General features: G+C 54.9%; 13 protein-coding genes and 1 pseudogene. 7 read left to right on the top strand and 7 right to left on the bottom strand.

Annotated features, from left to right (window positions below; genetic code table 11):
* Positions 1–14 precede the first annotated feature (14 nt).
* The 6 genes from GGE09_RS18815 to GGE09_RS18790 form a co-directional block, all read right to left on the bottom strand.
* A complete protein-coding gene (locus GGE09_RS18815) occupies positions 15–962 on the bottom strand; it encodes an ABC transporter ATP-binding protein (protein ID WP_309747729.1) in 948 nt (315 codons plus the stop codon).
* The gene (locus GGE09_RS18810; protein ID WP_309747728.1) at positions 962–1,618 is read right to left on the bottom strand and encodes an ABC transporter permease; all 657 of its coding nucleotides are present in this window, start codon (positions 1,616–1,618) and stop codon (positions 962–964) included. The genes GGE09_RS18815 and GGE09_RS18810 overlap by 1 nt, the downstream gene beginning before the upstream one ends.
* Positions 1,615–2,247 (bottom strand): ABC transporter permease, encoded by a 633-nt coding sequence (locus tag GGE09_RS18805; RefSeq protein WP_309747727.1) that lies wholly within the window; start codon positions 2,245–2,247, stop codon positions 1,615–1,617. Before GGE09_RS18805 ends, GGE09_RS18810 begins: the two co-directional genes overlap by 4 nt.
* Positions 2,244–3,764, bottom strand: coding sequence for an aromatic amino acid lyase (locus GGE09_RS18800; protein ID WP_309747726.1), 1,521 nt, complete (start codon positions 3,762–3,764; stop codon positions 2,244–2,246). Before GGE09_RS18800 ends, GGE09_RS18805 begins: the two co-directional genes overlap by 4 nt.
* A gap of 57 nt (positions 3,765–3,821) precedes the next feature.
* Complete coding sequence (locus GGE09_RS18795; RefSeq protein ID WP_309747725.1) at positions 3,822–4,700, bottom strand: glycine betaine ABC transporter substrate-binding protein; 879 nt, start codon at positions 4,698–4,700, stop codon at positions 3,822–3,824.
* Positions 4,701–4,963: 263 nt separating this feature from the next.
* Positions 4,964–5,428 carry a hypothetical protein gene (locus tag GGE09_RS18790; RefSeq protein WP_309747724.1) on the bottom strand — a complete coding sequence of 155 codons (465 nt, stop codon included), beginning with the start codon at positions 5,426–5,428 and terminating at the stop codon, positions 4,964–4,966.
* Positions 5,429–5,578: 150 nt separating this feature from the next.
* Between GGE09_RS18790 and GGE09_RS18785 the strand changes: the two are divergent.
* A pseudogene (locus tag GGE09_RS18785) lies at positions 5,579–7,007 on the top strand (IS3 family transposase).
* A 494-nt stretch (positions 7,008–7,501) separates the two neighbouring features.
* Here the strand turns inward: GGE09_RS18785 and GGE09_RS18780 are convergent.
* Positions 7,502–8,569, bottom strand: coding sequence for a metal ABC transporter solute-binding protein, Zn/Mn family (locus GGE09_RS18780; protein ID WP_309747723.1), 1,068 nt, complete (start codon positions 8,567–8,569; stop codon positions 7,502–7,504).
* Between the two features lie 56 nt (positions 8,570–8,625).
* On the opposite strand from GGE09_RS18780, the gene GGE09_RS18775 reads away from it, so the two are divergent.
* From GGE09_RS18775 to arsJ, 6 genes are all read left to right on the top strand, one after another.
* On the top strand, positions 8,626–9,138 hold the full coding sequence (locus GGE09_RS18775; protein WP_309747722.1) for a transcriptional repressor: 513 nt from the start codon (positions 8,626–8,628) through the stop codon (positions 9,136–9,138).
* The gene (locus tag GGE09_RS18770) at positions 9,135–9,893 is read left to right on the top strand and encodes a metal ABC transporter ATP-binding protein (RefSeq protein ID WP_309747721.1); all 759 of its coding nucleotides are present in this window, start codon (positions 9,135–9,137) and stop codon (positions 9,891–9,893) included. Before GGE09_RS18775 ends, GGE09_RS18770 begins: the two co-directional genes overlap by 4 nt.
* Positions 9,893–10,690, top strand: a complete 798-nt coding sequence (locus tag GGE09_RS18765; protein ID WP_309747720.1) for a metal ABC transporter permease — start codon at positions 9,893–9,895, stop codon at positions 10,688–10,690. The genes GGE09_RS18770 and GGE09_RS18765 overlap by 1 nt, the downstream gene beginning before the upstream one ends.
* Positions 10,691–10,753: 63 nt before the next feature.
* Positions 10,754–11,596 carry a helix-turn-helix domain-containing protein gene (locus GGE09_RS18760; RefSeq protein WP_309747719.1) on the top strand — a complete coding sequence of 281 codons (843 nt, stop codon included), beginning with the start codon at positions 10,754–10,756 and terminating at the stop codon, positions 11,594–11,596.
* 6 nt (positions 11,597–11,602) lie between these two features.
* On the top strand, positions 11,603–12,601 hold the full coding sequence (locus tag GGE09_RS18755) for an ArsJ-associated glyceraldehyde-3-phosphate dehydrogenase (protein WP_309747718.1): 999 nt from the start codon (positions 11,603–11,605) through the stop codon (positions 12,599–12,601).
* A complete protein-coding gene (arsJ, locus tag GGE09_RS18750; RefSeq protein ID WP_309747717.1) occupies positions 12,598–13,878 on the top strand; it encodes an organoarsenical effux MFS transporter ArsJ in 1,281 nt (426 codons plus the stop codon). The genes GGE09_RS18755 and arsJ overlap by 4 nt, the downstream gene beginning before the upstream one ends.
* The last annotated feature ends 122 nt before the right edge of the window (positions 13,879–14,000 follow it).

The following is a 14,000-nucleotide window of genomic DNA, read 5'->3' as shown; positions in this document are numbered from 1 at the left end:
TTGTAGAAGAAGTATCAAGCAGCACCCGCAGGCGCCAGCACAGCCGCACGGCTGATATAGCCAAGCACAGGGCCGTCGCTGGCCCCATCGCGCACGATTAGCCCCTCGACCCCTTTGTCGAGAATTTCCGACAAAGCAAAATGCAAACTGGCATCGGGGGAGACAGGCGGGAAATCTGTGCTTTCGGCCGCAGTCATCCGGTCGCGCACCTGTATCAGGTTCAGCTGTTTAAGCGCACGATCTGTGCCGAGGAAGTCAGCGACAAAATCGCTGTTGGGGCGGGCCAGAATATCCAGCGGTGCATCATATTGCAGCAGTTTGCCATCCCGCATGATCGCAACGCGGTCGCCCATCTTTAGCGCCTCATCCAGATCATGGGTGACCATCACCACGGTTTTATTGGTCTTTTTCAGAATCTCTTTGAATTCCGTCTGCACTTTGCTGCGGGTGATCGGATCAATGGCGCCAAAGGGTTCGTCCATCAACATCACCTCGGGATCGGCGGCCAAAGCACGGGCGAACCCGACCCGTTGACGCTGCCCACCTGATAGGGCTTGGGGCAGTCGTGGGCCCATTTCATCGGGGTCAAGCCCAACCAGTTCCAACATCTCGGCCACCCGTTTGCGGGTCTTGGCGGGGTCATGTTTCAACAAACGCGGCACTGTCGCCACGTTTTGCGCAATGGTCATATGGGGGAACAGGCCGACCTGCTGGATCACATAGCCGATAGAGCGGCGCAATTCCTGCGGGTCCACCTTGGTCACATCCTGCCCGTTAACCAAAATCTGCCCCGATGTAGGCACCTGCAAACAGTTGATCATCCGCATGGTGGTGGTTTTACCACAGCCCGATGGTCCGATCAGCGCCACCGTTGTGCCGGTTTCGATTTGCAAACTAATGTCGTCAACCGCAGGCCGGATCACGTTGGAATAAATCTTGGTGACGTTTCTAAGCTCGATCATCACTGGTCTCCTGACAGGTTAACGGTTCGGCGCGATACGCGGCGTTCTAAAAAGCTAAATCCAACCTCGGCGGCGATGGCCAAAAGTGCGATGGGTACAGCGCCTACCAGCAGGCGGGGCATATCCATGATGGCGATGCCGGTGCTGATGAAATCCCCCAGCCCGCCGCCGCCCACAAAAGACGCCAGCGCCGCGCCGCCAATCACCTGGATCGAGGCAATTTTCACCCCGGAAATGATCGGCCCCAAGGCCAGCGGCAATTCGATCTTCATGGCAATTTGCAGACGGCTCATGCCCATACCGGTTGCGGCATCGGTGACGGTTGCGTCAACTTCGGCGACACCCACAACGGTGTTCAACAACAAAGGCGGCACCGCAAGCACGATCAGCGCCACCACCGATGGCAAAAACCCGATGCCCAGAAAGGGCAACGCCGCTGACAGGATCGCCAGACTGGGAATAGAGCGGAACGCCCCAACAATATTGATCGCAATAAAAGACGCACGACGCGAATGGGCCACAAAGAACCCCAACGGAATGGCAATCACCGCGCCAATCGACATGGCCACAATGCACATCCATAAATGTTGGTTCAGTGCGATCATAAAGGTGGATTTATGGGACAAAACCCAAGTGAATGCTTCAATCAGGTTCATCGCGGGTCGCCTCCGGTGGTTTTACGCAGTTTCCGTTCGACCATCGACAGGGCGAAATCCACCGACAAGGCCAGCGCAGATGTAAGCGCCCCGCCCACAAAGATTTTCTCGGGGTAGCGTTGGTCAAGACCTTCAAAGATGATCGTGCCCAGGCCACCTGCATTGATATAGGCTGCAATGGTCGCAATCCCGATCACAGTCACAGACGCAATCCGCAGCCCCGCAATGATAAACGGCATCGCAAGGGGCAGTTCGATTTCATAAATCCGCCGCCAGCGCCCGTAACCCATGCCGTGGGCAGCGTCCACAACCTCGGGGGGGAGGTTCTGAAACCCTGTCGCAATGTTGCGGATCATGATCATCAACGAATAGGCCGCCAGCCCGATGATCGCAGGCACCGTGCCAATGCCAAAAATCGGAATGAACAGCGCGAAAAGCGCCAGACTTGGCACCGCAAACAGAATGCCCGTCACAATCATGATAAAGGCGTAAAGTTTCGGCTTTTTGGCGCTGTAAATGCCCACGGCCAGTGAAATCACAAAGGCAATGGTGATCGGCACCACCAAAAGATACAGATGTTCCAGAAAGGCGATCCCAATCCGGTCGAGGTTGTTTGGCCACCAATTCATGCAAGCTGCTCCTCTAGGTCTTTAAAGATCGGGCCAAGCCCTTGCTGTTGGATCGCTGCGGCCAATGCGTAAATATCTGGGCTGGTTGCACGGTCTTGGGTCAAAGGTGTGACATGGGCGCGAACACCTTGCTGGATCGCTGCCGTGCCCTGCCCCAAAGTGATCCCTTGGCGCAGGTCAACCGCTTGGGCGGCAACCATCAATTCGATCCCCACCAGATAACGCAGGTTTTCCACCATGGTCGAAAACTTCTCGATGCCCGGCATCAACAAAGAGGCATAATCTTCAACGCGGTCCGCTACCGGCAGGGCGGCAAAAGGCATCGGCATCGCCTGCTGCCCTAGTGTTGCCACCAGCGCGGAAACGGTTTTCTGCACCGTGGCAAACCCGTTAGAGCCCCCAGAATCCGGTGCCATAAATCGAGGTAAACCCGTCATTTCGGCAGACATCATCTTCATAATCCGCTCGCCTGTCATGGCCGCAAGCCGTGCCAGCGCCAGCGCCAGAGTGTCAAAGGCAAGGGCCACATGGGTCGGGTCAAAATTGCCGTTGGGCAGAACCAGATCCAGCGTGGTGTCCACCGCAGGATTGTCATCGCTGCTGGCCAGTTCCAACGCTACAGCGTCACGGGCATGGCAAATCGCGCCTTGCACGGCGCCAAAAACCGAACTGACACAGCGCAGTGACAAAGGGTCTTGTAAACGGCGGGGCGCTTTGGGGTCCATCAGACCGCCCCCGTCAAACAAAGACAGCAAAGCCCCCGCAATCACGCCTTGATAAGGGGCGGGGCGCAGGGCCGTCGCAGCCGGGGCAAGGGGCGCAATGCTAGCGCGAAACCCTTCGTAAGATAAAGCAACCGCAGCCACTTGGGCCGCAAAAACACGCTGCACGTCGCCAATGGCCAGCGCAGCAAGCCCCAGCGCCGCAGAATTAGAAGACACCAGCGACAAGCCGTCCTTTACGCCGAAATCTGGCAACTCCAGACCAGCCGCGGCAAAGGCGGTGCGCCCGTCCGTCAGGCTGCCATCGGGGCGCATCACCGTGCCGCCGCCTGTCAGAACTTCGGCGATATGGGCCATCGGGGCCAGATCAGCCTCGCCCACAGACCCGAGCATCGGAACTTGGGGCACAATGCTGTGGTTCAACATATCAACCAGCGCCGCTGCCACCGGATAAGACATCCCTGAATGGCCACCGCAGACCCGCGACAAACGCACGGCGATCATCGCGCGGGTTTCACACTCGGTCGCGATCCGCCCGACACCCACAGCCCGCGCCCGTGGGATCAAATGCTGTGCAGACCCTGTGCGCAGTTTCATCGCCGTATCCACTGCCGCACCCAAACCGGTGCTAACCCCGTAAATCGCCTGCCCTTTGGCGCCATGTTCTTGCAAACACATATAGCTGGCCGCAATCGCAGCGGCGGCGTCAGGGGCAATATCTACGGGTGTGAAATCATGAGCGATTTGGGAAATCTTGCGCGGCGACAACCCTTGTACGTCGATGTTAAGTGCCATGAACGGGTCCGATCCGTTAGAAATGCAAGGCAGAGTCCCCCCTGCCTTGCAGTGTCTTCAGTCAATGATGCCGACGGATTTCAGGAAATCCTGTGCCACATCACGCGCTTCTTCACGGTCCACCTCGACCCGCTTGTTCAGCGCGCGCATGGTGTCATTGTCCAGATGATCGGACACACGGTTCAACATTGCTTCAGCAGCCGGGTATTCTTCGAGCGCGTCTGTGCGTGCGACTGGGGCAACGAAATAGGGCGGGAACAAACCTTTGTCGTCTTCCATCACCACATAACCCTCGGCCGCGATTTGCCAGTCGGTCGCAAAGCCGTTGTTCACATCGATCTGACCTGCGGCCAAAGCGTCATAACGCAGCCCCAGTTTGGCAAACATACGGAATTCACGGAATTCAGCACCGTAGACATCGCGCAGGCCCACCAGCCCGTCCGCACGATCCGGAAATTCCGGCCCGCCACCGATAGACAGCTCGGGTGCCGCAACGCCCAGATCAGACAGGGTTTTCAGGTTGTATTTTTCTGCAGTTTCTTTGCGCACCAACATGGCATAGCCGTTGTTGATATGGGCAGGTTCCAGCCATTTCAGACCCAGTTCTGTGTCATAATAGGTCTTAACCGTATCATACACCACCTGCGCATCCGAAGACATATCGCCTTTGACAACCGCAGCCAGCGCGGTGCCAGTGTATTCGGGGTACATATCAATATCCCCGCCAGTCAGCGCGGCGTGGGCAATCAGCGTGCCGCCCAGATTGATCTTGCGCTCAACCGGAATATCAATGCTTTCCAGCGCCGCTGCATAGATTTCACCCAAGATGAACTGCTCGGTAAAGTTTTTAGTGCCGATGACAAAATCATCTGCTTGCGCCCCGTGGCCCATCAACAGCGCCGCAGAGGCCGCCAGAGTTGTAACGAAATTTTTCATTGATCTTTTCCCTGTTAGGATCGAAGGCAGACCTTTTGGCCCCTTCAAATATTGTTTTCCAGCAAGAGCCAGCCGCCACGCCCGAGCTGATCGGTTTTTCAGCTTTCTGTTGCCGCGCAGTTTAGTCTCTTGTGCTTATGTATGTACATAATAACATATATGGCAAGCATAAAAATAATTTGCAGTATTCATATTTTTATCGTTTAAAATCAGATGATAAGGGGAAATTAGCAGCGGACCGACCCCACTTTAGGATCAACGACTCATCCTTTTTCAGTCATTTTTTGGGAGGTGCGCGCAGCAAAGGCCGTAACCCGTGTGCGTTCCCCCTGCCAGTGGCCTTTTACGCCTGTCGTCACTGCGCGGTAGCCGCCCAGATTGAAAGCGGAAGAGCCGGGTTCAATTGTGATGTCGCCATATACCAGCGAGGAAGCGCCCCGCTCAAAGCTTAAATACAGATCGCTTGACGACTGACCATCAAAGCCGCGTTCGGAGGAGTCCCCGTAAACAGGATAGCTTTCGTCTGTGTTAATGTCGCGGAACAGGCGGTCTTCTTCATCGCTGTCGCTGCTGTAGCGCAGGGTCATCAGGGTTTCTTTGCCAACGCGGCCCTTCATGAATACTTCGCCGCGCAGACCTGTTTTTGTGTCTTCAAAGGCGCTGAATTCACCGTCATTCAGAAGCTGTTCGCCAGATTGACGGGCAATCGTGCCTTCCAGAACCCCCACAAGGATACGTTCGTCCAGATTGGGGGAAAACAGGATTGACGCTTCTGCACGCCCAAGGCTGCCATGTCTGACGTCAGCGCCTATGGGTCCAAATAGCGTTATTTGATAAGAGAGTGTTCTTGGCTCATCGTAACCACTGAGGAGTGGGACATGAGACAAACAACTGGAACACGCAAAAGCCCTGGCGAGAAGATCGTCAAAGACATTAAGCGGGCCACCCGCAAACACTACTCGTCCGAAGAGAAGATCAGGATCGTCTTGGATGGTCTGAGGGGCGAAGACAGCATAGCTGAGCTGTGCCGTCGTGAGGGGATCTCGCAGGGCATCTATTACAAATGGTCCAAAGACTTCATGGAAGCCGGCAAGAAGCGGCTTGCTGGCGATACGGCGCGTGCTGCAAACACCGATGAGGTCAAAGACCTGCGCCGTGAAGCCCGCGATCTGAAGGAAGTTGTTGCAGAGCAGACGCTTGAGCTGCGGCTTCTCAAAAAAAGCATGTTCGACGGTGGGGGCGACCCCGAATGAGATACCCTGCATCTGAGAAGTTAGAGATCATCCGCCTGATCGAAGAAAGCCACCTGTCGGCGCGTCTAACGCTGGCCAAATTGGGCATCCCCCGTACCACGTTCTATCGTTGGTACGATCGGTACCTGCAGCGTGGTGAGGCTGGACTACAGGATCAATCGCCCAAGCCAAAGCATGTCTGGAACCGCATTCCTGACGAAGTGCGGCGCAAGGTCGTCAAGCTGGCGCTGAAAGAGACGGAGTTGTCGCCACGAGAACTGGCCGTGACGTTCACAGATACAGAAAACTACTTTGTATCAGAGGCTTCGACGTATCCACTGCCCGGCAGGGTATGCGTAGCATGCACGAGAGGGGGATCTTGAAGGCGCACGATCTGATCACCAGTCCCGCCTTCATTGTGATTAAGGCGGCCAACGAGTTCAAAGACAAGACGACGGCCATCAATCAGCTTTGGCAAACCGACTTCACCTACCTCAAGATCATCGGGTGGGGCTGGTTCTATCTCAGCACGATCTATTAGCTGGCAGTGGTTTGCCTTCAAACCACGAGAGGCCTCGATGATTACAGCCGCTACATCATCTCGTGGAAGCTTTGCACGAACATGCGGGCTGAGGATGTCACCGACACGTTGGACCTGGCTTTGGCGGCGTCGGGATGTGACCAAGTTCACGTCGTCCACAAGCCACGACTGCTGAGCGACAACGGATCCAGCTACGTCTCGGGCGACCTTGCTGACTGGTTGAAAGACAAAGGTATGAAGCACTCACGCGGTGCGCCGTATCATCCCCAAACTCAAGGCAAGATCGAACGATGGCATCAAACCCTGAAAAACCGCATCTTGCTCGAAAACTACTTCCTGCCTGGTGATCTCGAGGCGCAGATCGAAGCCTTCGTCGATCACTACAACCACCAGCGCTACCATGAGAGCTTGAACAACGTCACGCCGTCCGACGTTTACTTCGGACGTGACAAAGCCATTCTAAAACAAAGGGAAAGGATCAAACGAAAGACACTCGAAGCACGGCGCTTGCATCACAGACAACGCGCCGCATAATCAAACCAACCGGATGAGCCGAATACTCGCTTAGTTTACGCTGCCTTTGGACCCAAAAACTCTGCCGACGGACAGTCCTCTGAAACTTTCTACTTGAACAAATATACAAAAATTCATTCCAAGAGCCTGAGCGGAGGAGAGTATCAAGGCTGCGAATTTGCACCTTTTCGCGACCCTTTTGGATATAAGAAAATACCAATGAATTGTTGAAACGTGTCTTCGCAAAATGGAATCAGGAACAGCCGCGACGCTATGCGCCTGTTTTGGTCGAATCGTCGATTTTTAATTCGATTTGTCTCGGTGAGGGGTGTTTTGGGGATCAATCGGACTTCGCAACCGCGACAAACCGTCAAGGTACTTGTGGGCCTGCTACGATCAGCGAATGCCCCTGATTGATTTAAAATGATTTGCGGCTGCGCCTTGCTAAAAAGGGCAAGGCGCAGCCGCTGAGCGCGAGAGGTAATCCTTAGATCACCTACCAAATCGTTCGGGTGCTAAAGGCACTCTGCAAGGGATGCTGCAAGGTTGCGGATGACTTGCGGATAAAGTGCCGCGCCCGTTTCCAGATCGGAACCCAAAGGATCAATCACGGCAGTTTTTGCCTCTGTGCCCTCTAATACTGTTGCAACAAGACCAGGGTTGAACTGCGGCTCTGCAAGCACACAGTCGATCCCTTCAGAGGCAATTCTGTCACGGATCTCGGCTATACGTGCGGGGCTGGGATCCGATGCATCGCTAACCGAAATCGCGCCCGCTGCGGGGAAGTTGAAGTCTTTTTCGAAATACTGGTAAGCATCATGAAATGCGATGAATTTGCCACCGCGCAACGGGTCAAGCACTGCGTTCACTTCGGCAGACAGGGCCTCTAGTTCGACGCGGCCCGCCGCAGCATTGGCAAAATAACTGCCCGCATTGGCGGGATCCGCCGCCGAAAGCTGGCTTGCGATTACATTCAACCAGTTTGCCGCATTTTGTGGCGAAAGCCATGCGTGGGGATCATGTTTGCCATGGTCATGGCCTGCGTGGTCTTCATGATCATCATGGCCCTCATGCGCATCGTCATGCGCTCCTTTGTGATCGTCGTGGTTTTCATGGCCTTCGTGTTCCGCGTGACCTGCGTGGTCTTCATGGTCTTCATGGTCCTCGTGGTTTTCATGGTCCTCGTGGTCGTCATGCGCTTCTTCACCATGCACGTGTTTTTCAAACAAAGCCCCTTCACGGAACTCCAATTCCATTGTGCCGTCGGTTTCCAAAAGCTCGACAACTGCCGCGTCCGAGGCCAGCGTTTCCAACGCGCCTTCCAGCCATGGCGACAGACCTTCGCTCACCCAAAAAACCACATTCGCATCTTGCAATGAACGGGCTTCTGACGGACGCAGGGAATATTCATGCGGACTTGCGCCTGATTGGATGATCAAGTTTGGCGTGGCAATACCGTCCATCACCCGTGCGACAAGTGAATGTACAGGCGCTATATCAACAGCGACGTTCGGGGCTTCGGCAAAGGCGGTGCTGCCAATCAAAGCAGCTGTGAGAGAAACCGGCAGGAGTGTTCTGGACATTGTTCGTTCCATGTGATTGTATAACATTACAGATTAGGTACGGGAAATGTAATAACATGACAAGTGGCTCCTCGAATATTTCTGCGCAAAATCCTCTCGGCTTTGCGCGGCATGATCATACGGCCTGTGTGACGGACGGGCTTTTGGCTGCTGAATCGCGCTGCGCGGATGAAGGCCTGCGGTTTACGCCGGTGCGCCGCAAGGTTCTGGAAATATTGCTACAAGATCACCGGGCGCTTGGGGCCTATGTAATTCTGGACAGGTTGCGCGAAGACGGCTTTGGCTCGCAGCCACCGGTTGCTTATCGCGCGCTGGACTTTCTGGTGTCCCACGGGCTTGCGCATAAAATCGAACGTTTGAACGCCTTTATCGCCTGCGCACATCCCAATGCGATCCACGCGCCCGCTTTTATGATTTGCCGCTTGTGTGAATCTGTTGCAGAAGCACAAACCGAATCTACCCGCAGCGCCTTGGCCTCTGCTGCAAAAGCAACCGGTTTCCAGATCGAGCGCACTGCGGTCGAAGCGGAAGGCGTTTGCCCTGCCTGTTTAGAAAAGACCGACACATGAGCCTGATTGAAGTTCACGACCTAAGCATCCGCTACGGTGGCAATACTGTACTTTCAAATGTATCCCTGAAGGTCGATTCTGGTGAAATCGTCACGATCGTTGGGCCGAACGGGTCGGGGAAAACCAGCCTGTTACGTGCGATCATCGGGGCCGTGAAACCGTCAAAAGGACGGGTGACGCGGGGGGCTGATGTTACCTTGGGCTATGTACCGCAAAAGTTGCATATTGACCCGACCCTGCCCATGAACGTTGCGCGTTTTTTGGCACTGCCAACGGGTGTACCCCTTGCGGAAATTGAAACCGCCCTAGGCCAGGCAGGCGTGCCCGATCTTGCAAAGGCGCAGATGTCGCTGCTGTCGGGGGGGCAGTTTCAACGGGTTTTGTTGGCACGCGCGCTGATTGGAAAGCCGCAAATCCTGTTACTGGATGAAGCGACACAAGGTCTCGATCAACCCGGTTCCGCTGCGTTCTACCAACAGATCGACACTGTACGCCGCGAAACAGGATGTGCCGTTTTGATGATTAGCCATGAATTACACGTTGTGATGAGCGCCTCGGATCGGGTGATCTGTCTGAATGGCCATGTGTGCTGTGAAGGCGCGCCCGAGGTCGTGGCTTCCGCACCTGAATACCGTGCGCTTTTCGGTTCAGGGACCATGGGGGCTTTGGCCCTGTATCGCCACGATCATGACCATGACCATGATCATCATGGGCACGACACCTGCAATCACTCTCATACAGAGGCTGCCGAATAATGCTGGACGATTTTATGATGCGTGCAACCCTCGCCGGTGTCGGTGTGGCTTTTGCAGCGGCCCCTTTGGGGTGCTTTGTTGTGTGGCGGCGCATGGCCTATTTTGGCGACGCTACGGCGCATGCTTCTATTTTAGGTATCGCCTTGTCTCTGGCTTTGTCGATCTCGGTGTTTTCGGGGGCTATGCTTGTGGCACTGCTCATGGCGCTGACGGTAAACATGTTGACCGGACGCGGCTATGCAATGGATACGCTTTTGGGCGTGATGGCGCATTCTGCACTAGCCTTTGGGCTGGTGGCGGTGTCGTTCCTGTCGGGCATTCGCATTGACCTGATGGCCTATCTTTTTGGTGATATTCTGGCGGTGTCGCGGGTCGATTTGTCGGTCATTTGGGGCGGGGCGGCCCTTGTTGTGGCGCTGATCGGGTGGCGTTGGTCAAGCCTGCTAACCGCAACCTTAAACGAGGATCTGGCCTATGCCAGCGGGATCAACCCCAAACGCGAACAACTTGTGCTGACGTTAGCTCTGGCCATTACCGTAGCGGTAGCCATCAAGGTTGTTGGCGTCTTGCTGATTGCTGCCATGCTGATTATCCCTGCCGCTGCTGCAAGACCGCTGAGCCGTACACCCGAAGGAATGGCACTGGTTGCAGCGGGCATTGGCAGTGTTTCTGCTTTGGTTGGCCTGCGCGCGGCCTATGTGCTTGATGCCCCCGCAGGGCCGTCGATTGTCTGTGTCGCTGCCCTGATCTTTGCTGCGCTCACTCTTTTAGGAAGCCTGCGCAACTCCTTGCAATAAAATTAGCTTCCACGGGCTGAAACAGGCTTGACTGCAAAACACTATTTCCAATATTCATGAAATATGGAAATAGAACTTACAGATCGACTCACAATGCTCAGCCATCCCCAAAGGATGGCTGTGTTCCGCTTACTGATGCGCCGCTGTCCTGATGAATTGCCCGCAGGTGAAATTGCCACGGCCTTAGACCTTAAAGCCAGTACCGCCTCGGTTTATCTATCCGCCTTGACCAAAGTGGATCTCATCTCTCAGCGTCGCAAGGGGACGCAACTGCTCTATGCCGTCAACCTTAATGCGGCCCGCGACATTGTCTCTGGGCTTTTCGTCGATTGCTGTCGGGGTCGGGCCGACCTTTGCCCGCCCCAATTTTCCGATCTTATTCGGCATATCGCACCCATAGATGACAAAAAACTCAACGTGCTTTTTGTCTGCACTGGAAACTCTGCCCGGTCGATTTTTGCCGAAACTCTGTTGCGCGACATGGCAGGCGATCGTTTCACAGCCTATTCGGCAGGGACAGCACATCGATCAGAGCTGAACCCCTTTGCAATCGAAATGCTTAAATCAAAAGGGCATGACGTGGCGATACTGCGGTCCAAAAACATTGAGGAATTCCACAGGACTGACGCGCCGCAGATGGATTTTGTTTTCACCGTCTGTGATCGCGCTGCCAATGAAGACTGCCCCACCTGGCCGGGTCAGCCTGTTTCGGGGCATTGGGGTATGCCCGACCCCGTAAAGGCTGCGGGAACTGATACGGAAAAGCGTCTTGCATTTCATCAAACTTATGGGGCGTTGCACAACCGGATCGCAGCATTCACCGCTTTGCCGTTTGAAAATTTAAGCCGCAGTTCGTTGCAAAAACATGTGGATGATATCGCAAATGAAACTGCCAGACAGGAATAACGGAAAATGACCACTTATGCTCTTAACGGCCTTGGCCGCATCGGGAAACTTGCCCTGCGCCCGCTCTTGGAACAGGGCGCAAAGATTGCGTTTATCAATGATGCGGTTGGTGATCCCGCCATGCATGCCCATCTGCTGGAGTTTGATTCTGTTCATGGCCGTTGGCCTGCTGAATTCAAGGCGGATGGGGGTTCGATCAATATTGACGGAACCAGCATTCCCGTCACAAGCACCCGCAATCTGGAAGACCTGCCGCTTGACGGCGTAGATGTGGTGATTGATTGCACCGGAGCATTCAAAACAGAGGCCAAACTTGCCCCATATTTTGCGGCGGGCGTGAAAAAAGTTGTCGTCTCTGCTCCCGTCAAAGACGGGCCAACTGCCAACATCGTTTTCGGCGTCAATGATGATATTTATGATCCCGACACCCATCAGATTGTGACGGCGGCAAGCTGTACCACAAACTGTCTGGCCCCAGTGGTGAAAGTTCTGCTAGAGGGTATCGGCATCAAACACGGATCAATCACCACGATCCATGACGTAACCAACACGCAAACGATAGTGGACCGCCCGGCCAAAGACTTTCGCCGCGCACGCTCGGCGCTTACCAACCTGATCCCGACAACAACGGGGTCTGCCACGGCCATCACGCTGATCTATCCTGAACTGACAGGAAAGTTGAACGGCCATGCAGTGCGCGTTCCGCTTTTGAACGCTTCCATCACCGATTGCGTTTTTGAAATGGCCCGTGAAACAACGGTGGAAGAGGTGAACGGCCTTTTCCAAGCGGCTGCAAACGGCACGCTGAAGGGTATCCTTGGCTATGAAACGCGGCCTCTTGTGTCGTCGGATTACACCAATGATCCGCGCAGTGGCATCATTGATGCGCCCTCTACGATGGTCGTGAATGGCACCCAGCTTAAAGTCTATGCATGGTATGATAACGAAATGGGCTATGCACACCGTTTGGTTGATGTGGCCCTGATGGTTGGCGGCAAGCTGTGACACCTGCGCCCGAACGCGCCGCCGGATTTACCGCCTACATCACTGTGACGGCGGCCTATTGGGCGTTTATGTTGACCGACGGCGCGCTCCGTATGTTGGTGCTGTTGCATTTCCACAGGCTCGGTTTTTCGCCGGTGCAACTGGCCTATTTGTTTGTGCTCTATGAAATCGCGGGCGTGGTCACCAACCTGTGCGCTGGATGGATTGCCGCGCGGTTCGGCCTGACTGCCACGCTTTATGCCGGGCTATCATTGCAAGTTCTGGCGTTACTGGCGCTGGCGCAGCTTAATCCGGACTGGAGCATCACAATCTCTGTGGTGTTTGTGATGTTGGTACAAGGGGCGTCAGGCGTCGCCAAAGACCTTGCCAAGATGAGTTCCAAAAGCGCGGTGAAAATCCTTGCCCCAACCACAGGCGGCGGGTTGTTCCGCTGGGTTGCGATCCTGACCGGATCGAAGAATGCAGTCAAAGGCTGCGGCTTCCTGCTGGGCGCTGCGCTATTGGCGGTCTTTGGTTTTGTCCAATCGGTTCTGACAATGGCGGCGGTTCTGTTTGTCATCCTGACCGGAGTTATGATTGGCATGCCAAAGGGCCTGCCTGTAGGGCGCAAAGACGCGAAATTCTCTGAAGTATTTTCCAAGAACAGCAACATCAACTGGCTTAGCGGCGCAAGACTATTCCTGTTCGGGGCGCGGGACGTCTGGTTCGTGGTCGGCATCCCGATCTATTTTTACGCAGTGCTTTCGGATGGCAGTTCCGAAGGCAACCGCGCTGCGTTTTTCATGATCGGTTCATTCATGGCACTCTGGACGATCCTTTACGGCATCGTCCAAGGCTGGGCACCGCGCATTCTGAAAGCAACGTCGCGGACAGAGCCAGAGATATTGGTACTGGCGAAACGATGGGTCGGACTGCTGGCTATTGTACCTGCCTTTCTTGCCGGGCTCGTCTGGCTGGTCCCTGAACCATCTACTATGCTGACAGCATCCATTGTGCTGGGGCTTTTGCTATTTGGCGGAATCTTTGCCGTTAACTCTGCCCTGCATTCGTTTTTGATCCTCAGCTTCACAGATGCAAAACGGGTTACGATGGATGTGGGCTTTTACTATATGGCCAATGCTGCTGGCCGCTTGGTTGGCACGGTTTTGTCTGGTTTCACCTACCAAATAGGGGGACTGCCCCTTTGCCTCGGCACAGCCGCACTGATGATCGCGCTCAGTTGGCTGGGGACCTCGCAACTAAAAACTGAGCAGAACGACAAGGTCGCTGCTTATTGATCCAGGAATGTGCAAGATTTAGTCAGTTACCGCCTACTCTTTGCCAGTTACGGCCCGAACCACACTGCTGGTCGAAGTCGTGGCCCATGTCGCGCAGCACGAAGTCAATGTCATCGCGGGCA

Source organism: Roseobacter sp. N2S (assembly GCF_031454055.1).
In the GTDB taxonomy this organism is placed as follows: domain Bacteria; phylum Pseudomonadota; class Alphaproteobacteria; order Rhodobacterales; family Rhodobacteraceae; genus Amylibacter.
The sequence above is the reverse complement of the archived record's forward strand: the minus strand, read 5'-3'. Positions and strand labels throughout refer to the sequence as shown.

Coding starts and splice junctions, on each gene's coding strand:
- GGE09_RS18775 (WP_309747722.1), top strand. CDS start 8,626: ATGACAAGTGGCTCCTCGAATATTTCTGCGCAAAATCCTCTCGGCTTT.
- GGE09_RS18800 (WP_309747726.1), bottom strand. CDS start 3,764: ATGGCACTTAACATCGACGTACAAGGGTTGTCGCCGCGCAAGATTTCC.
- GGE09_RS18765 (WP_309747720.1), top strand. CDS start 9,893: ATGCTGGACGATTTTATGATGCGTGCAACCCTCGCCGGTGTCGGTGTG.
- GGE09_RS18770 (WP_309747721.1), top strand. CDS start 9,135: ATGAGCCTGATTGAAGTTCACGACCTAAGCATCCGCTACGGTGGCAAT.
- GGE09_RS18780 (WP_309747723.1), bottom strand. CDS start 8,569: ATGTCCAGAACACTCCTGCCGGTTTCTCTCACAGCTGCTTTGATTGGC.
- GGE09_RS18760 (WP_309747719.1), top strand. CDS start 10,754: ATGGAAATAGAACTTACAGATCGACTCACAATGCTCAGCCATCCCCAA.
- GGE09_RS18810 (WP_309747728.1), bottom strand. CDS start 1,618: ATGAACCTGATTGAAGCATTCACTTGGGTTTTGTCCCATAAATCCACC.
- GGE09_RS18795 (WP_309747725.1), bottom strand. CDS start 4,700: ATGAAAAATTTCGTTACAACTCTGGCGGCCTCTGCGGCGCTGTTGATG.
- GGE09_RS18815 (WP_309747729.1), bottom strand. CDS start 962: ATGATCGAGCTTAGAAACGTCACCAAGATTTATTCCAACGTGATCCGG.
- GGE09_RS18755 (WP_309747718.1), top strand. CDS start 11,603: ATGACCACTTATGCTCTTAACGGCCTTGGCCGCATCGGGAAACTTGCC.
- GGE09_RS18805 (WP_309747727.1), bottom strand. CDS start 2,247: ATGAATTGGTGGCCAAACAACCTCGACCGGATTGGGATCGCCTTTCTG.